This is a genomic window from Listeria costaricensis (assembly GCF_900183385.1).
Classification (GTDB): Bacteria; Bacillota; Bacilli; order Lactobacillales; family Listeriaceae; genus Listeria; species Listeria costaricensis.
In genome coordinates this window covers 228,969-247,664 of the sequence record NZ_FXUT01000001.1, presented here as the reverse complement: position 1 = coordinate 247,664, position 18,696 = coordinate 228,969, and the positions used below count along the sequence as shown (strand labels likewise).

Genomic DNA, 18,696 nt, shown 5'->3' with positions numbered 1-18,696 from the left:
CGGCTTGTTTTTTAATTATTTTAAGGTAATCTGTCCAGTATCTGTCGTAATGGGTTCCGTCTCGTCTCCCTCGTAACTGAGCCATGACAAAGATACTTTGGAAATATCGTCGATGGATTTGATTTTTTTAAGCGGGAACACGAGCGTGCCGCTAATGGTTTTTTCCGGCTCTACTTTCGAGCTGTCAAAATTGGAAAGTACCGCGTCTCCACCATTGACAGTCCCAAGATCTGTGGTCAACTGCCCCTGACCGGGATATGTTGTGACCGTTTGTTTTGTATGATTGGTGATTTCCAAATGAATCGTTACACTTCCGGGCACTTCTTTCCCATCGAGGGTTGAATAGACCGGCTGTGTAGATACATCAATTTGTGTGATTTTTTTCGTCAGCTGGTCCGCATCATTCTCGTATGCCACCTGATAGCTTTTTGTCTCGCCAGAATCTTTATTACTTGCCTGTTTTTGTGCAGAATAATGAATCATTTCATTGTTCACTGCCTGCAATTTGCCGAATGAACTAAACACCCCAATGATTGATACAACGAGCAGGAGCATGCCAATCGTTACGAGGATGGCCCCAATTTTTCGTTTTGATTGGAAAAAAAGTGTGATCAGTCCGCCTAGAAACACGATAAAGGCGATTGTTGCAATTAAAATCCATGTAACCATACTAAAACTCCTTTTAAAATGCAGGTTAGCTCTATCATAACACACTCATTTTTGTGAGCAAAGAAGTTAAATCAGATGCTGGTGATGGATAAGCAAATAGAAGATTCTCCACATGCTCAGCCGTCAGTTTTCCTGCCATGATCAAGGCAAAATAATTGATCAACACGTCTGCTTCCTCGGAAATCAGCTCAACACCTGCCACTTGTCCGGTTGCCCGCTCCGTGATAATTTTGGCGAATGCAATCTGTTCATTTGTTCGTCGATATGTATACCAGTTGCGCAGGTCTACTTCATTCACATGGAATCTAGCAGGGGCTTTTTTGGCTTCAAATGCACGAATACCAATGCGCGCTAGTTTGGGACTCGAAAAAACCGCGCTTGGAGTAGGTGGATAGCTAGGACTCTTTCTACCTAAAATATGATCGACCACACGAGCGGCTTCAAAACTGTCCACTGGTGTCAACGGGGCACCTTTTGTATCTGCTACATCGCCGCATGCATAAATTCCCGGAGCTGCCAGCAGATTATCATCCACTTTTATCCCTCGTTTTCCAGTTTGAATGTTCGCTTTTTCAAGTTGTAATTTTTCAATATTCGGGATTCGACCTGCCGTACAGAAAACCTGATCCACTTCAAGCCGCCAGTTTTCAGCCTGTAATTTGTAGCATGTTGATTCTTGCGTGATTTTTGTTACCTCTGTATCGAAATGGAAAGTGACTCCTTCTTCTTGCAACTTTTCGACAAGCAGTGCTACATGATCTGGATCAAATCCTTTCAGCGGTTGCTGATTATGATGGACGATCGCCACTTCACTTCCAGCGGCACGGGCTATCGCTGCAAATTCAAAGGCAATATAGCCGCCACCAATAAAAGCCATCCGCTTGGGCAGATGCGGCAATTCTAAAAAGTCATCACTCGTTTGGAGAAATTCTTTGCCCTCGATTGACAGGACTGCAGGTCGCGCGCCAGTTGCTAAAATAATCGTTTTTGCCGAAAGTTGGTTTTCCCCGACGGTCAAGCTATCAGATCCACTAAAGGAAGCCGTCCCTTTAAAAACTTCAATTCCAGCTTGGGCAAATTGTTTTTCCCTGTCATGCGGCACATTTTTCACGAAAGTTTCTTTAAAGGCCATCAGCTCCTCCCAATCAATCTGAGCAGCTTGCTTGATTCCCTTATGTGTCAGTCGTTTTGTCAGTTGATAAGCTTCCATCGCACCCGCCAACACTTTTTTAGGATCACAGCCACGAAGCACACATGTCCCGCCAATTTCCCGTTCTTCAATGATCGCCACATTTTGACCGACTTCGCGTAATGAAAAAGCGACCTGTGTTCCACTGACACCACTGCCCACGACAATACAATCGAATTGTAACTCCATTCGTCTCGCTCCTTTTACTTTGATACATGTCTCCTTCCCTTTCTAGTTTCTTCCAAACAAAAAAGCCCCTTTTCAGAGGCGTTTATTGTTTATTTGATTTTCCGAACGGCTGTATTTATTCGATATCGACCATAGCGAAGCAACGTCTGTAAGAAGTCTTCCAATTGATTGACTGATTCATAGCGGTAGATAATCAGGTAACAGCCTTCACCAGTAATTTTTGCCAATTGTTCCACCGATTCCTGCCGACTGAGTTCTTCTTCAAACGCTGTGTAGGCGGTGCTTTGCATAAAAACTGTGATATAGGCCGTTTCTAGATCATTTCGTTTGATTGTGTAGCCAATAATTTGCTTTTCCTCTTCCAATTTTTTAACGCGGGCAGAAACGGCTTGGCCGGATAAATGTAATTTTTTCCCAATTTCTTGAAATGATTGTCGGGCATCTTTGGTAAGCTCGGCCATTATTTGACGATTAATATCCAATCATTATTCCTTCCTTTCAAGTTGTAACTTTTAGAGGGATTTTCCATACAATATGGCATGGTTTTTCTGTTCGTTCTTTTCTATACTATTATTATCAACGAAAGGAGTTTGAGCAAATGACGAATCATGCATTACTTGTTATTGATATTCAAAATGATTATTTTCCAGGAGGCAGACATTCACTTGTAAATACTGAAAAGGCACTTTCCCATAGCTTGTTAGAAATTGATCGCGCACTAAAAAAGAATGAAACGGTTATCATTATTCAACACATTCATACTGTAGGCGGTCCCTTCTTCCGTCTAGGTTCACTTGGTGCAGCTAATCATCCTCATATTGAGGCGGTTGCTGCGAAAAAGGGAACAACCATTTATCTGACAAAATCGCAACGAAATAGTTTTATTGATACGGATCTTGCCAATATTTTAGAGAAGCGGCACATCCAATCTTTAACGATTTGTGGGATGAAGACAGATTGGTGCGTGACCGAAACCAGTCTAGCGGCATTAAAAAATGGCTATCAGGTGAAAGTGATTGAATCCGCTTGTACTAGCCTTTCCGAAGATATTCATCAGCAAGCAATTCAAAATCTATCTGACCATGGAGTGCAAATTTGCTAAAAAAATCCTCTCCAAGTCAGGAGAGGATTTTGACCTACTAGATTTCCATAATGATCGGCAAAATCATTGGACGGCGTTTTGTTTGTTCGAATAAATAGCGATTCAATTGATCGCGAATATCCTGTTTCAATTTTGACCATTCAAATTCGCTGTCTTCCAGATTTTTTTCGACAATTTTCGTGACGACTTTGGCCGATTCTTCAATCAAGTGCTCCGATTCACGCACATAAATAAAACCTCGCGAAATCATTTCCGGTCCGGAGATGATTTTTTTGCGTTTGCGATCAAGCGTGACAACCACGATAAAAATACCGTCCTCAGATAGTAATTTCCGGTCGCGCAAGACGATATTCCCAACATCGCCAACACCTAAACCATCAATCAGCGTATTGCCGGAATAGACCCGATTGCCTGCTGTCATTTTGCCGTTTTTATATTCAACGACATCCCCTTTGCTGATTACAAAAACATTTGATTTAGGAATACCGACTTCATTGGCCAGTTTTGCATGACTGATCAACATCCGGTATTCACCATGAACAGGAATAAAGTAAGTTGGCCGCAGCAAGTTCATCATCAATTTCAGATCATCTTGGCTGGCATGTCCAGAAATAAACAAGTTGCGACTCATGGTAAGCACCTTTGCACCAGCCCGGTAGAGCATGTCAATTGTTTTGGCCATCATCGTTTCAAGAGAAGGACTTGGCGTTGTCGTGATATAAACCGTGTCGCCGGTTTTAATATTGATTTGCGGATGGCCACCTTTCGCCATTTGTTGAAGGGACTGGATGGGTTCGCCTAAATGACCTGTTTCAATGATTGTGATTTCATCGTCGTCATATTTTTTCATTTCTTTAAACGGAATAATCAGGTCTTCTTCCATTTCTAATTTATCCAAATCACGTGCAATGTCTACCACACGCTCTAGTTCTTTGCCGACAATGACCACTTTACGGCCTGCTCGTGCGGATGCGTCCAGTACTTGCTGAACACGAATCAAATTGGACGCGACACATGCAACAATAATACGTCCATTTGCCGAACGGAAAGCATGACGAATTTCTTCTGCAATCAAGCGATCACTGGATGTCGCACCAGGATGTTCTGCTTCCGAGCTGTCAGAAAGCAGCGCTAAAACTCCGCGTTCACCAATTTCAGAAATCGCGCTAAGATCCGTTTGATAACTGGCACTAGCCGACTGATCAAATTTAAAGTCCCCTGTGTAGACAATCGCGCCCTCACTCGTTTCCAAAACAATCCCCACTGAATCTGGAATGGTATGCGTCGTTTGGAAAAAACGGACATCAATTTTGCGGAAAGAAAGAACAGTATCCTCATCCACCACATGGAAATTTTTGAAACGTAATTTGCGCTGTTCACGAACAGCTGCTCGTGCAAGGGCAATCGTTAGTTCGGTTCCATAGACGGGTGCTTTTACTTTTTGAAGCAGATATGGTAGCGCACCGATCGCATCTTCATGACCATGCGACAAGAAGATGGCCCGAACCCGCTCTTTATTTTCTTCCAAATACTTAAAGTCTGGAATGACCACATCAATCCCCAATAGTTCATCTTCCGGGAACATGAGTCCGGCATCCATAATGTAGATATCATCATCCACTTCGACAAGATACATATTCTTGCCGCTTTCATCAACCCCGCCTAGCGAGATAATTTTAATTTGTTTTGCTTTTTTTACAGTCAAAGCAGAAACCTCCTTTAGCGATTTTTATAAACCGCTTCTAATTTTTGGCCCTGCTCTTCGTTCAAATCAACGAGCGGTAGACGGACAGGTCCGACATCAATCCCCTGCTGATTGAGCAGATATTTCGTAGGTGCAGGATTTGGTACAGCAAAGAGTTCTTGCATCAGTGGGAGCAATTCTTGATGGATGCGCGCTGCTTTTTTAACATCGCCGTTAGAAAATGCTTGGATCATCTCCTGCATCTCATTTCCAGCAACATGGCTTGTCACAGAGATAACACCCTGTCCACCAACTGCCAAAATCGGAAGTGTCAAGCTGTCGTCACCACTGTAAACAAGGAAGTCGTCCGGTGTTTCGCGGATAATTTTCGTGATATTTTCTAAATTGCCGCTGGATTCTTTGACACCAATAATATTTTCATTCTCAGCTAATGCAATGATGGTTTCAGGTGCAATATTGACCCCTGTCCGACCTGGAATATTATAAATAATTACTGGCAGCGCTGATTCTTTTGCAACGGCTTCAAAATGCGCTTGAATGCCAGCTTGGCTCGGCTTATTGTAATAAGGAGTCACGATTAGTACCGCATCGATCCCTGCCATCTCCCCAACTTCTTTGGTAAAAGAAATCGTATCAGCCGTATTATTGGAGCCTGTTCCAGCAATAATTTTAGCGCGCCCTTGATTCGCTTCCACTACTAAACGAAATAACTTCATTTTTTCATCGTGTGACAGTGTAGGCGACTCACCGGTTGTTCCCGCAACAACAAGCGCATCTGAACCATTTTCAATCAAATGGTTGACTAATTTATACACGCTTTTTTTACAAACACAATTTTTTTCGGGATGAAACGGGGTGACCATTGCTGTAATGACATGCCCAAAATCCATGTTTTTTCCTCCTTCAGTCTGTTGCTAAACAAAATGTATCATGCAGCGCATTCACTGCTTTTTTTAAATCTTCTTCCAGTACAAGGACCCAGATTGTCGTATGGCTGTCTGCGGACTGTAAGATGGGAATTTCTTCCTGCGAAAGCGCAGTGACAATTTTAGCTGTCACACCAGGAACGCCTGTGATTCCTGCCCCAACGATGGCCACCTTCGCACAATGATCCTGATATGTCACGTCAAATTGCTTTTCTGCCAGCAGTGCCAATACGAATTCTTTCTTTTCTTCCGGCACGGTAAAAACAATACTGCTGGTGGTAATATTGATAAAATCAAGGCTGATTCCAGCATCTGCTAAAGCGGCAAAAGCCTGTTCCTGCATTTTGGCATTCGCAGCAGACACATGAATCTGCGACAAACGTGTCACATGGGCAATCCCAGTTACCAGTCGTTCATGCACATCAAAATGACTGCGTTCATCTGTCATCGCGGACACAAGTGTTCCTTCACCATCTAAATAGGTGGAACGAATCCGCAAAGGGATCTTGGCTTTCATCGCAATTTCAACGGCACGCGGATGAATGACTTTCGCCCCTTGATAAGCCATATTGCTGACTTCATTATAGCTGACTCTTGGCAAACTGCGCGCGTGCTCCACGATTCGCGGATCAGCAGTCATCATCCCGTCTACATCTGTAAAAATATCGATATACTCTGCTTGAACGGCTACGCCCAGTGCGGCGGCTGTTGTATCGCTGCCTCCTCGACCAAGCGTTGTCGTATCGCCATTCGGTGCAGCACCTTGGAAGCCTGCTACCACAACAACATCATATTCGCCAAACAGCTGAATCAAGCGGCTCGGGTCGACTTCTGTGATCTTGGCATTCAAATGATCATTGGTCGTCTCGATGCCTGCTTGCGCGCCGGAAATCGAGGTTGCCTGAATGCCGGATTCCAATAACATATTGGTGAATACTGCAGCAGAAATGGTCTCTCCAACTGAAACAAGCATATCCTGTTCACGAGCGTTTAGTCTGGTTTCTTTTGCGCCAATTAGCTGTAAAAGGGTGTCTGTTGCATAGGGATCACCAAAGCGTCCGATAGCCGACACGACCACGACCACTTTATAGCCTTCTTCTAATGATTTTTGAATATGACCAAATGCCATTTGTCTCGTCTCTTCATTTTGTACGGAAGTTCCGCCGAATTTTTGGACGATTAATTTCATGATTACACCTCAAATATTTCTTAAATGATTCCTTGTTTGATCAGGCTTTCAGCAATTTGGATAGAATTCCAGGCAGCCCCTTTTAAGAGGTTATCTGAGACAATCCAGAGATGGAAACCTTTTGGCTGGTCTAGATCTGCACGAATCCGGCCGACAAAGACCTCTTTCTTTCCAGCCGCCTCGCTTGCTTGCGGATAGACTTGGTTCGCAGGATCATCCTGCAATACAACGCCGGGAGCATCTTTAAGTGCCGCACGGATTTGATCCGCCGTAACGCCGCTTTTATCAATTTCAATATAGACCGATTCGGAATGACCGCTGACTACAGGGATACGGACACAGGTTGCAGCTACTTGAATTGCATCATCCTCCATAATTTTCTTCGTCTCATTGATCATCTTCATTTCTTCATATGTATAATCATTTTCTGTAAAGACATCAATTTGAGGAAGCGCATTGAATGCGATTTGATAATGCTTCTTGTCGCCTTTCACTGGCATGACTTGTGGACTGAAGGGTTCATCATTTAAAATCGCTTGAGACTGCTCTTTTAACTCATTGATTGCACTAACGCCAGAACCGGAGACCGCTTGATAGGTAGAAACGATGACCCGTTTTAGGCCGAATGCTTGGCGGATCGGCTCAAGTGCTGCCACCATCTGAATGGTCGAACAGTTTGGATTGGCGATAATGCCGTGATGTGCTTTTAACGCATGTTCATTGACTTCTGGTACAACAAGTGGTACATCTTCCGCCATGCGAAAGGCACTTGTATTATCAATGACCACGGCACCTCTTTCAGCCGCTTGAGGAGCAAGCTGTTTAGAAACGGAGCCACCTGCACTGAATAAAGCAATGTCGATATCATCGAAGCTTTCTGGCTTGGCTTCTTGTACCGTGATTTCTTTTCCTTTGAAAGTAAGCTTCTTACCCGCAGACCGAGCAGAAGAAAGAAAGGTTACTTGCTTTATTTCAATTGCCGCCTTTTCAAGTAGTTGAATCATTTGCGTACCGACTGCACCAGTGGCACCAACAACCGCGACATGATAGCTTTTCGTCATTGTTACTCCTCCTTCTTGGATTTCTTTCTCATTTAAGAAATTTACACTGCCTTTATCATACCACAAAATACTTGTATTCGCAGTCGTTTGGTTAGAATTTTTGTGAAAAAGTCGAAATCTTAGTTCATTTTTCTGCTAAATAGAAAACGGCAGCTTCGTTCTTCTACGAGGCTGCCGTTTGTTCATTTATTTTCTGCTTTCGCTTTTGCTTGTGCTTCGGTTACTTTGTCCTTATTGTTGATCGGTTGGTTTACATTTGATGTGTCTTTGTTTTCCTTTGCCCGATTTTGTTTAAGTTCAAAGTACTTATCAAAGACTTCTTTGGAAATACTCATGTTAATCTTACTATCTGTATAGCCGTCTCCATCGCGATATTCCCAAGGGACGACGACTGCAATAGCAATTTCCGGTTTATCTGTTGGTGCATAACCTACAAAGGTGGTATTCCAAACCGGCGCCATTTTACTGCTTTCTTTCGGACCGTCATAGAAGCCCTGTGCTGTACCGGTTTTACCAGCCACATCATAGCCTTCTGTTGTAAAGACAGTTCGTGCGGTACCATCCGATCCGTGGGTCACTTGATAGAAGCCTTTTTTGACAAGATCAATCTCGCTATCTGTTGCTCCGACTTTATTTAAGACTTTTGGCTTGGAGCTTGTAGCTATCGTACCGACTGTGTCTCCAACATTGCTAGGATTACGGATCTCTTTGACCATTGTTGGAGCAATCCGAGAACCACCATTGGCAACGGTTGACACATATTGCGCCATTTGCAGTGTTGTATAAGGATCATATTGACCAATGGCAAAGTCGAGAATCTTACCGATCGTATCATCTGTACTTGGATAAGCGCCTCGTTCGCCCGGTAAATCGATGCCCGTCTTGACCCCTAGGCCAAACTGATTATAGTAATAACGCATTTTATCAAAGGTATCAAGCGGTGCATTGAGTGGACCATGCGGCACGTAATTCGCACCGCCCATTTTCATCGCCGTTTGGTACATGTAGGAGTTGGAAGAAATCTCTAATGCGCCCACAGTATCAAGCGCGCGATTCCCTGCCCCCGTCCGGTTAAACCACGAACTTTTGGTTGGTGTGCCCTTCAAGTAGATTGGCTGGTCGACAAATACTTGATCATCTGAGATTGCACCACTCATCATGCCGCCAAGAACCGTCGCCCCTTTTACAGCAGATCCCATATTATAAGCGGTCGTAAAGTTCCCAAGGGCAAAATCATCAAAGCCGCCTTCATCGTTCAGCTGCTGGCCGGAAAGAGCCAATACCTGACCGCTATAAGGATCCATCGCTACAACAAACGCCCGGTCCAAAAGATCGGAACCGCTATAGCCTTTGCCTTTTTTGATATTATTTTTAATGATTTCATCGACTGCTTGCTGGAATTCAACATCAATCGATAAAACTAAATCCTTGCCTTTAGAACCTTCATATTTTTGAACAGTTTCAATAATGTTGCCTTGCTGATCAAGAACACTTTCAGACTTGGATTTCTGCCCGGCAAGCACGCTTTCATACTGTTCTTCCAAATAGCTTTTCCCTACGCGGTCATTTCGGCTGTAGCCTTGTGACAAATAATAGTCCGCTTTTTCTTTTGGAAGACCTTCCTTAGCTGATGAAACAGAGCCTAGCACTGAACGAAGCGTTTGATCATATGTGTAGAAACGATTCCAGTCAGTGGTCGTATCCACCCCTGGAAGCTCCTCCATATTTTCACTGACGCGCGCGATTTCTTCATCTGTCACGTCTTTATTTTTAACGGTAGATTCAGTCATGGCATAGCCCGTCGTCATTTTTTTGAAAATCGTGGCTACTTTCATATCCGTATCATTTAATGTTTGAAGATCTGCATCTGTTACTTTTTCAACTTGCTTTTTATACGCATCAGAAGCATCCAGCTGTTGTTCCTTTGTGGAAAGTCGGCTGAGTGATTCCTGTTCATGCGTTAAAATCCAATAATCCTGTAAATCACGTTCCGTTAATTTTTCCGGTTCAACCGTGATCAAGTTATTGAGTTTTTGGGCAACTTGCAATGTTTCAGATGTTGGGGTTTGCTGACTTCTTGTATAAGTGATCGAATTGACCGCCGTATTCCCGACGAGTAAATTATAATTCCGATCATAAATAACGCCACGCGGCATATTTTTCGTTACTTCTACATTATCCGTCTCCTCGAGCTGGCGTTTGTAGGTATCTCCTTGCACGATCTGAACAACGCCCAGCCGCAAAATCAAAATGGAGAATAAAATGAAGATGACGAAGAAAAGCACGTTGAGGCGAAGCGGAATAACTGCTTGTTTCTTTTTCTTGTTCTCTCTTTTTTTCTTTCTAAAATTTAATTTCACACACAACGAACCCTTTCTTTAGTTTGCTCCTTTTTATTGTAGCCGAAAACCGCCTGTATTTCCACCGTTTAAAGGGAAGAAATTTCACTAGAAGTTTAAGATATACTAAAGAATTAAAAAAAGCCTGCCTCCAAAGTGAAAGACAGACTTCTTGCTTGTTCGATTATTTGGCTTCGTCGTAACGTTTACCAACTGTATCCCAATCAATCACATTCCAGAAAGTATCAATGTATTCTGGACGACGATTTTGGAATTTCAAATAGTAGGCATGTTCCCAAACATCTAGACCTAGAACTGGGAAAGCACCATCTGAAAGCGGTGAATCTTGGTTTGGTGTGCTAATGATTTCAAGCTTGCCATCTTTTAAGATCAGCCATGCCCAGCCAGAGCCAAAACGAGCTGCCGCTGCTGCAGCAAATTTTTCTTTGAAAGCATCAAAGCTTCCAAAAGTACTGTCGATTGCTTCTTTTAGAGCGCCAGTTGGTTCCCCGCCACCATTTGGACTCAAGATTGACCAGAATAATGTGTGGTTGGCATGACCGCCGCCATTGTTACGAACAGCTGTGCGGATATCCTCCGGCACTTGGTTCAAGTCACTGATCAATTCTTCTACCGGTTTACTTGCTAAATCATCGTGACCTTTTAGCGCATCGTTTAATTTTGTCACATAAGTATTATGGTGCTTTGTATAGTGGATTTCCATCGTTTCTTTGTCAAAGTTTGGTTCCAAGGCATCGTACGTATAAGCTAATTTTGGTAATTCGTAAGTCATTAAAAATTCCTCCTTGTTTTTTGAAAATGATTGCTGTAAAAGAAACCGCCAAGAAGCACGCGCATACCGCAACTATTGTACTAGAAGCGAGGCCTACAACTCGTTCATCTCTTACTTCTTTTAGACTACCACGGAACAAATCACGTTTCAAATTTTCTGCTTATACAGGTAGTCTCCATTGCTTTTAACAGCATTTCAAGCTATGATAAAAAAGTGAATGTCATGAATGCGGCATCCGTATTCTTTTTCCCGTTCTCAATATTTTTAAACCATAATTGTGAGGTGCATGACGAAGAATGAATATTTTTAAGCGTTTCTGGAAGAGCCTTTATTCTCCTCCCGATATCGCCAAGTTTCGCAAAGGTAAAATCAGTCAGAGCATTGTTTACATCATCGTTCTGAGTTTCGTTGCCTTTTTGCCGCTTGCTTATTTTACAACAGTGTCATCTAATGATGCTTTAAAAGTCGGCAAAGAGACCATTGAAAAGGAAATTCCTGACTTTACTGTAAAAAACGGTAAACTTGAGGCAACAAATAAAAAAGATGATCTGCCGGTGACAATCGATGAAGGCAGTCTGCATTTATTTTTTGATCCTTCTGGTACGCTTGATGCCGATGATGTCGATAACAAAATTGGTCCTTATGATGGGGCCGTCGCGCTTCTTTCAGACAGCATTTATATTACAGCTGGCGGCTATTCGCAAACTGTTTCCTATCAGACGGCTGGCATTTCAAGCAAGGCAGACCTCGTGTCCACTTATCAGACAATTGAGGACTTGTCGCGTTACTTTATTCCACTGATTTTATTCGTGCTGTTCTTATTTACATTAGGTGCTGCCTTCTTCCGCATTGCTATTTACGGCCTGTTCGGTTACATCTTAACTGGCTTCGGTCGTGGCGGCGTTTCTTACAGAGAAAACTGGATGATGGCCACTTACAGTATTACTTTGGCTGTTACATTTACAATGATTATGGAATGGCTGCAAGTCGCTGTACCATTTGGCATGGAGATCAATATGGTCGTTAGCATGATCGTCCTATTCTTGGCGATTCGCACGATCCAACCGCCGAAACAGGCTGCATCTTGACCGCTACTTTCTCAGGTAGCGGTTTTTTCTAAGCAATTTCTAATCAAGAGAAGCCGTGCTTTCATGCATGTTTAGTGATATGATAATTTAGATACTAGATGAACTTAAAGGAGTGATTTCCTTGAAGGAACGAACGCAACGAACAAAAACCCGCCCTATTAAAGTAGGAAATTTAACAATTGGTGGAAGTAATGAACTTTTCATTCAAAGCATGACCACAACCAAAACGCACGACGTTGAAGCGACTGTTGCCGAAATTTTACGGTTAGAGGAAGCCGGATGTCAGATCGTCCGAGTGGCCTGCCCTGACGAACGTGCAGCGAATGCACTGGCAGATATCAAACGGCAGATTCATATTCCTCTTGTGGCAGATATTCATTTTGATTATCGTCTGGCACTAAAAGCCATTGAAGCTGGGGTTGATAAAATCCGAATTAATCCCGGAAATATTGGCCGGAAAGAGCGTGTGGAAAAGGTCGTGAGTGCGGCCAAAGCTAAAGGAATCCCTATTCGAATCGGCGTCAATGCCGGCAGCTTGGAGAAAAAAATCATTCAAAAATATGGCTATCCAACAGCTGATGGAATGGTTGAAAGTGCCTTGCATCATATACAAATTTTAGAAGAACTGGATTTTCATGATATTATTGTTTCGCTGAAAGCTTCCGACGTGAACCTTGCCATCGAAGCCTATGACAAAGCCAGTCGTGCCTTTGACTACCCGCTTCATCTTGGAATTACGGAATCGGGTACACAGTTTGCAGGCGGCATTAAAAGTGCAGCAGGCCTTGGCGCTATTTTGAGTCTGGGAATCGGCAATACGCTACGTGTTTCATTAAGTGCCGATCCTGTCGAGGAAATCAAAGTAGCGCGGGAACTTCTGAAGTCATTCGGACTGGCTTCCAATGCGGCCACCCTGATCTCCTGCCCCACATGCGGCCGGATTGAGATCGATTTGATCAGCATTGCCAATGAAGTGGAGGCGTATATTTCATCCATCAAGGCGCCCATTAAAGTGGCTGTCTTAGGCTGCGCGGTAAACGGACCTGGGGAAGCCAGAGAAGCAGACATTGGCATTGCCGGTGCAAATGGTGAAGGCTTACTTTTCCGTGATGGCAAAATTGTCCGAAAAGTACCGGAAGCCATCATGGTGGACGAATTAAAGAAAGAAATCGATTTACTGGCAGAAGCTTATTTTGCCAAACAAGAAGCTGGCTTAGTGGACTAATCCCATTAGAAAAGAGCGCAGAATCAAAAAACTGCGCTCTTTTTGTGCCAAAAATTTTGGTGTGTTTTTCATAGCTATTGTTCAACTATTTCTGTAAAATAAAGAAAGAAAAGACGAAACCCAGGAGCGTGTGTGTGTTTAGGAGATTATTCCGGGTCTCGTCTTTTCTTTTTATCAAAAACTTATTCAGTTGTGGAATCGCTTGAGCTTGTAGAAGTTGTACCAAGATAGCTGGATAAAGCATCTTGCAGGTCACTGTCTTTAATTTCAACATTGGCAGCTTTTAGTTCTTTTGTAATAGCAGCTGTCATATTTTCAGTTGTCATTTTGGAATCAATGTACGACTGTTTCACTTCATCCTTCACTTTGTTATAACTTTTCTTCTCAGGCTTATCTACTAACTGGATAAGGTGATAACCATATGAGCTTTGCACGATATCACTAACATCGCCTTCATTTTCAAGTGCATAGGCAGCTTCTTCAAATGCCTCATCCATTTCACCAGGGCCAAATGGATCAAGCAAGCCACCGTTTGAGGCAGACGTTGTATCCGTCGAGTATTCTTCTGCTAAATCAGTGAATTTTTCACCATTATTTAGCTTTTCTTGGACTTCTTTTGCTGTATCTTCATCGTCGACCAGAATATGGCGGACTGTGATATCCGGTTCCCATGTGTTCTTATAGTATTTCTTCAATTTCTTCTCGCTGACATCCATATTCGCTTCTGTGGCCTTTTGAATCAGCAGGTTATAACGAATATTGTCTTTAAAACTATCCTCCGTCAAATTGCTCGAGGCTAGGACGCTTTCAAAACTATCACCGTATTGTTCCTCGTATTTCTTGTATTCGGCATTGACTTCTTTATTTGTTACCTCATATTTATCACTCAACACTTTTTCGATTGTCAGCTGCTGCACCGTGCTTTCCCCGTAATCAGCTTTCATGGCTTCGTACAGTTCATTTTCGGTTACATTTCCTGCATCGGTTTTCACTACGGCGGAAGAGCCGCATCCTGCTAGTACTAAGGTTAGGCCAATTGCTCCGGCCGCGATGGTTTTTTTAAAGTTCATTCGTTCTTGTCCTCTCCTTCTCTCGTCTACAAGATTAATCATAAAGAAAAGATTTGGCGATAGTGAGAAGAGTTTGTGAACGAACTATGAACAAACCGAGAAAGTTTTAAGATTCACTGATTTTGACACCAAATTGAATGACAATCCCCGCCGCCTGATCAGGACGAATTTTAAGTCCTTTTAATAACTTCGGACTAAAAATCAGCCAATCAAATTCTGCCTTTGTAAGATCCAGCTGTGCCAAATTGGTATCCGAAAAATCAGCCCCATCCAGTTCCACCGTATCAAATTCGGTCTTTTTAAAAGCCACCTCCTGAAAAAAGATTTCTTTTAAGTTGGAACGCTGAAATAAACTATCTCTGATTTTACATAAAGAAAAATTGCTACTTTCAAGCCGCGTCTCAATAAAAGCTGTATCAACCAGCAAGCTCTGGATAAAATTCGCCCCCGTTAGTTTACAATTATTAAATTCCGTTCGATAACTGACCACCTCTTCAAACTCCACACCTGAAAAATCGATCCCTGAAAATTCAATGTCTAAAAGTTCCAGCCCTTTCCAATGAAGCCCATCAAATGTGCAGCTTTGGAAACGAACCTCCCGCATTTTAGGCAGATCATAGCGTCCTTCAAAGTGGCAGTTTTTATAGGCTGTTTCTGGTTCAATAGCATTTGCAGCCAGTGTTTCTCCAATTCGTTCCTCTTCAATATGTAAAACGGGTTTTCTCATTTTATTTTCCTCCTCTATGAAAAAAGATGCACCCGGGAAGATGCATCTTCATTTAACTGACTCTTTCTGCCAAACAATCCGGGCAGGTACCGTAAACCTCAAATTTATGCCCATCAATCTCATAACCCGGCAGTGATTCACTTAGAAAATCCATCGGGCACATCATGATTTCCTTCGTTTTACCACACTTGAGGCAAATAAAGTGATGGTGATGATGCTCATGGGAACAACTCATGCGGAAATTTTTCTCACCGGAAAGTTCCGTCTCCTCAAAAATCCCCAATTCTACAAATAGTGACAAGTTACGATAAATCGTGTCAAAACTAATCCCGGGAAAATCATCTTTCATATTTTCAAGGACATCTTTAGCTGTTAAATAGCAATTTTTTTGTGCAAATAGATTGATTAGAAATTCCCGCTTATTCGTAAATTTGTAGCCTTTCTTTTTCATCTGGAGCAATGCTTCACTCGCTGATAGTGTCATTTTCTTCACCTCGATTTCGAATCACCCGTTTTAATGCCATTTTTTGATAGACAATGGTCATCACCAAAATCAAAACAGAAATTAAAACAATTGTGCCGCCGGGTGCTAAATTTAAATAATAGGCACTCACAAGACCGCCCATAACCGCAATCTCGCCAAAAATAATCGAAATAATAATCGTCTGCTTAAAGCCTTTGGCAATCCGGATCGCTGCTGCCACTGGTAAAGTCATCAGGCTGGAAACGAGCAAAATCCCTACGATCCGCATCGAACTAGCAATAACAAGCGCAACAAGAATCATAAAAATCAGATCAAAAGTTTTTGCTCGAAGTCCTGAAACATGCGCATACTCTTCGTCGAACGATAATAAAAAGAGTTCCTTGTATAAAAGTAAAATAACCAGAAATACCACGAGTGCCACAATAACAATGGTAATCATATCGGCACGGCTGACGGCACTGACACTCCCAAACAGGTAACTAAACAAGTCCGTATTAAAGCCATTGGCAAGCGAGATAAAGATTACAGAGAACCCCATCCCCGCCGACATAATGATCGGAATCGCTAATTCTTCAAAATGTTTATAGACAGAACGCAATTTTTCCATCAAAACGGAGCCAATCGTCGCAAAGCCAAAACCCAGATAAAGCGGATTTAAAGCGGCAAGTGGCGGATAAACCTTACTCAAAAAGAGACTGACCGCAATTCCGCCCAGCGTCACATGGCTAAGTGCATCGGCCATCAGGGATAGCTTGCGCACGACAATAAAGCTACCCAGTAGTGGTGCAACGATACCGATCACAAAGCCGACAATAAACGTATTGCGAATAAAATCATAATGAAACAGTGTGGCAATCACAATGCTGGCCCCCCATTTCATTATCTTTGACCCGCGCTTCGATTTCACGTTCCTCTAGATATAGCTGGTAGTCGCGGCGGGAGCCTTCAAACAAAATCCGCTGGTTGATACTGATGATCTGATCGATATATTGGTTAATGGCAATCTGATCATGTGTCACAAGTAGCAAGGTCAAGCCTCGCTCCTGATGAAGCTTCTGCAATAGTTCATAAAATGAGCGCACATTTTCAATATCCACACCGACAGTCGGTTCATCTAAAATCAGCATATCGGGACTACTGACGAGACTGCGTGCAATAAAGACCCGCTGCTGCTGTCCGCCTGAAAGTTCGCCAATATTCCGTTTTAAGAATCGCTCCATCCCAACAATCGCAAGCGTCTCACGAATAACGGCTTCATCTTCTTTATTTAACATTTTGAAGAGCCCCTTTTTCTTTGTCAGCCCACTTGCAACCACTTCTTTCACACTAGCAGGGAACGCGGAATTAAACGCATTGGCCTTTTGGGAGACAAAGCCAATCCGCTCCCACTCCTTAAATTTATCACTTGACTGACCAAAAATCGTGATTTCCCCTTGCTGCATTTTTAACAGCCCAAGAATCAATTTTAGCAAGGTGGATTTTCCGGAACCATTTGGCCCGATCAGTCCTGTAAAGCTACCTTTTTCAACTGATAAATGAATATTTTTTAAAACTTCCTCTTTGTCGTAATGAAAAGAGAGATTATTTACTGAGATTAATTCTGCCATACGCATTCTCCTCCAAAGCAGCTACTGCCACTTTTTCACTCCTTCTAGTATAGTAAAAAAAGCGTCACTTGTAAATCGGAATGAATCTTATTCGTTAAAAAAGGTTTGAAGCTTGTGACAGGTGGAAAACTAGAAAGAAGATCGGATGGTTTTTGCGTATTCGATTATTTTTTTGTACAATAGGCAATGGACCGTTTAGGAGGTGTAACTTGAAATGCGTATTTTATGGATGTACTTAACGTACTTTCTAATGATCGCCATCAATGCTTTTGCCAACATTTTACCACTCAACGGAATGACAACAGGTGAAATTAGCAATCAGTTTCCGGTACTGTTTACACCAAGCGGCTACGTGTTCACGATTTGGAGTCTTATTTATCTGGCTTTACTGATTTGGTTGATTGCGATCACGATTCAGCACAGGCGTTTGACACGGCCGATTGCCAGTTGCTTTATTGCAACCAACCTGCTCAACAGTTTATGGATCATTGTTTGGCATTTTGAATGGGTGGGAACATCTATTTTGGTCATGTTATTACTGCTCATCATGCTGGCACTTTTTTACCGGGCAGAGCGACGAATGGCACAAGGTTCTTACATATGGCTTGCCCCGCTGTCGCTTTACATTGGTTGGATCACGGTAGCACTTTTAGCTAATATCAGCTACTTCTTCCACGCAATTGGAAAGCCGGATTTTCTTGGCATCAGTGAAGTGAGTTGGGCGATTTTATTTCTATTTTTCGGCTTCTGCTTGGGACTTTTCATTCGTTATCAGAAAAACGATCTTCTTTATCCACTGGTAATTGTCTGGGCATTTGTCGGGATCTTCGTACGTGATCAAAAAATGAGCGAAAGCGTGGCTGTAACCGCACTTGTTTTAGCCATTCTACTTTTTCTTCTCAACTGGTTTCGCTTGCGTAAAAGAGCATAAAAGAAGCAACAGTCAACCTTTCCAACTGACTGTTGCTTCTTTTTTACTTACTCTAACCTTTGTGTGTCATTCCAAAGTATTCCATAAATAATTTTCGTCCTACATACTTCTGAAATTTAAAGCAATCATTTCTATAGTACTCATTCCAATAACTGACCATTCGCTGGTAGCTTCTGTAACAAACGCTTTGACTAGTGGCGCAGAATTTTTTTAGAAGCGTCGTATCCCGCCTCGCCCAATCCTGATAGACCATTTGTAGAATCTCCACCACATATTCATCACAAATCTTGACGATATACGGGATGGCCCTGGCCCACTCTGGAAAATCAGTCGTTGTCAGGACATGCAGATGTTTTTGCCTGACAAAGCCATCATAACTTCGCGAAAAAATAGCATGCAAGA

19 protein-coding genes are annotated in these 18,696 nt (G+C 42.6%); 4 read left to right on the top strand and 15 right to left on the bottom strand.

The window, feature by feature from the left end:
* Nucleotides 1–15: 15 nt before the first annotated feature.
* The 3 genes from CS921_RS01295 to CS921_RS01285 form a co-directional block, all read right to left on the bottom strand.
* The gene (locus CS921_RS01295; protein WP_099221229.1) at nucleotides 16–669 is read right to left on the bottom strand and encodes a hypothetical protein; all 654 of its coding nucleotides are present in this window, start codon (nucleotides 667–669) and stop codon (nucleotides 16–18) included.
* Nucleotides 670–703: 34 nt separating this feature from the next.
* Nucleotides 704–2,047 (bottom strand): dihydrolipoyl dehydrogenase family protein, encoded by a 1,344-nt coding sequence (locus CS921_RS01290; protein ID WP_099221228.1) that lies wholly within the window; start codon nucleotides 2,045–2,047, stop codon nucleotides 704–706.
* A gap of 89 nt (nucleotides 2,048–2,136) precedes the next feature.
* A complete protein-coding gene (locus CS921_RS01285; protein ID WP_099221227.1) occupies nucleotides 2,137–2,529 on the bottom strand; it encodes an Lrp/AsnC family transcriptional regulator in 393 nt (130 codons plus the stop codon).
* Between the two features lie 116 nt (nucleotides 2,530–2,645).
* Here CS921_RS01285 and CS921_RS01280 point away from each other — a divergent pair, with 116 nt between their 5' ends.
* Nucleotides 2,646–3,149 carry a cysteine hydrolase family protein gene (locus CS921_RS01280; protein WP_099221226.1) on the top strand — a complete coding sequence of 168 codons (504 nt, stop codon included), beginning with the start codon at nucleotides 2,646–2,648 and terminating at the stop codon, nucleotides 3,147–3,149.
* Nucleotides 3,150–3,186: 37 nt separating this feature from the next.
* Here CS921_RS01280 and CS921_RS01275 read toward each other — a convergent pair whose 3' ends face one another.
* The 6 genes from CS921_RS01275 to CS921_RS01250 form a co-directional block, all read right to left on the bottom strand.
* Nucleotides 3,187–4,854, bottom strand: a complete 1,668-nt coding sequence (locus CS921_RS01275; protein WP_099221225.1) for a ribonuclease J — start codon at nucleotides 4,852–4,854, stop codon at nucleotides 3,187–3,189.
* Nucleotides 4,855–4,868: 14 nt separating this feature from the next.
* Nucleotides 4,869–5,744 carry a 4-hydroxy-tetrahydrodipicolinate synthase gene (dapA, locus tag CS921_RS01270; protein ID WP_099221224.1) on the bottom strand — a complete coding sequence of 292 codons (876 nt, stop codon included), beginning with the start codon at nucleotides 5,742–5,744 and terminating at the stop codon, nucleotides 4,869–4,871.
* Nucleotides 5,745–5,757: 13 nt separating this feature from the next.
* Nucleotides 5,758–6,969: an aspartate kinase gene (gene dapG, locus CS921_RS01265; RefSeq protein WP_099221223.1), complete on the bottom strand. Its 1,212-nt coding sequence runs from the start codon at nucleotides 6,967–6,969 to the stop codon at nucleotides 5,758–5,760.
* Between the two features lie 20 nt (nucleotides 6,970–6,989).
* A complete protein-coding gene (locus CS921_RS01260; protein ID WP_099221222.1) occupies nucleotides 6,990–8,030 on the bottom strand; it encodes an aspartate-semialdehyde dehydrogenase in 1,041 nt (346 codons plus the stop codon).
* A gap of 182 nt (nucleotides 8,031–8,212) precedes the next feature.
* Complete coding sequence (locus tag CS921_RS01255) at nucleotides 8,213–10,390, bottom strand: peptidoglycan D,D-transpeptidase FtsI family protein (RefSeq protein WP_099221221.1); 2,178 nt, start codon at nucleotides 10,388–10,390, stop codon at nucleotides 8,213–8,215.
* 163 nt (nucleotides 10,391–10,553) lie between these two features.
* Complete coding sequence (locus CS921_RS01250) at nucleotides 10,554–11,162, bottom strand: superoxide dismutase (protein WP_099221220.1); 609 nt, start codon at nucleotides 11,160–11,162, stop codon at nucleotides 10,554–10,556.
* Between the two features lie 296 nt (nucleotides 11,163–11,458).
* Between CS921_RS01250 and CS921_RS01245 the strand changes: the two genes are divergently transcribed.
* Together CS921_RS01245 and ispG are read left to right on the top strand one after the other, a co-directional pair.
* The gene (locus CS921_RS01245) at nucleotides 11,459–12,250 is read left to right on the top strand and encodes a DUF1189 domain-containing protein (protein WP_099221219.1); all 792 of its coding nucleotides are present in this window, start codon (nucleotides 11,459–11,461) and stop codon (nucleotides 12,248–12,250) included.
* A gap of 121 nt (nucleotides 12,251–12,371) precedes the next feature.
* Nucleotides 12,372–13,475, top strand: a complete 1,104-nt coding sequence (gene ispG / locus CS921_RS01240; RefSeq protein ID WP_099221218.1) for a flavodoxin-dependent (E)-4-hydroxy-3-methylbut-2-enyl-diphosphate synthase — start codon at nucleotides 12,372–12,374, stop codon at nucleotides 13,473–13,475.
* A gap of 182 nt (nucleotides 13,476–13,657) precedes the next feature.
* Here ispG and CS921_RS01235 read toward each other — a convergent pair whose 3' ends face one another.
* The 5 genes from CS921_RS01235 to CS921_RS01215 all read right to left on the bottom strand — a co-directional run bounded on the left by CS921_RS01235 (nucleotide 13,658) and on the right by CS921_RS01215 (nucleotide 17,363).
* A complete protein-coding gene (locus tag CS921_RS01235) occupies nucleotides 13,658–14,545 on the bottom strand; it encodes a peptidylprolyl isomerase (protein WP_099221217.1) in 888 nt (295 codons plus the stop codon).
* A 106-nt stretch (nucleotides 14,546–14,651) separates the two neighbouring features.
* Entirely contained in the window at nucleotides 14,652–15,272 is a 621-nt protein-coding gene (locus tag CS921_RS01230) for a pentapeptide repeat-containing protein (protein WP_099221216.1), read from the bottom strand.
* A gap of 52 nt (nucleotides 15,273–15,324) precedes the next feature.
* Entirely contained in the window at nucleotides 15,325–15,756 is a 432-nt protein-coding gene (locus CS921_RS01225; protein WP_099221215.1) for a Fur family transcriptional regulator, read from the bottom strand.
* The gene (locus tag CS921_RS01220; protein WP_099221214.1) at nucleotides 15,737–16,615 is read right to left on the bottom strand and encodes a metal ABC transporter permease; all 879 of its coding nucleotides are present in this window, start codon (nucleotides 16,613–16,615) and stop codon (nucleotides 15,737–15,739) included. Before CS921_RS01220 ends, CS921_RS01225 begins: the two co-directional genes overlap by 20 nt.
* Nucleotides 16,590–17,363 (bottom strand): metal ABC transporter ATP-binding protein, encoded by a 774-nt coding sequence (locus CS921_RS01215; RefSeq protein WP_099221213.1) that lies wholly within the window; start codon nucleotides 17,361–17,363, stop codon nucleotides 16,590–16,592. The genes CS921_RS01220 and CS921_RS01215 overlap by 26 nt, the downstream gene beginning before the upstream one ends.
* A gap of 214 nt (nucleotides 17,364–17,577) precedes the next feature.
* Between CS921_RS01215 and CS921_RS01210 the strand changes: the two genes are divergently transcribed.
* Complete coding sequence (locus CS921_RS01210) at nucleotides 17,578–18,294, top strand: tryptophan-rich sensory protein (protein WP_099221212.1); 717 nt, start codon at nucleotides 17,578–17,580, stop codon at nucleotides 18,292–18,294.
* 52 nt (nucleotides 18,295–18,346) lie between these two features.
* On the opposite strand, the gene CS921_RS01205 is transcribed toward CS921_RS01210, so the two are convergent.
* Nucleotides 18,347–18,694, bottom strand: a complete 348-nt coding sequence (locus CS921_RS01205) for a hypothetical protein (RefSeq protein WP_162921657.1) — start codon at nucleotides 18,692–18,694, stop codon at nucleotides 18,347–18,349.
* Nucleotides 18,695–18,696 lie beyond the last annotated feature (2 nt).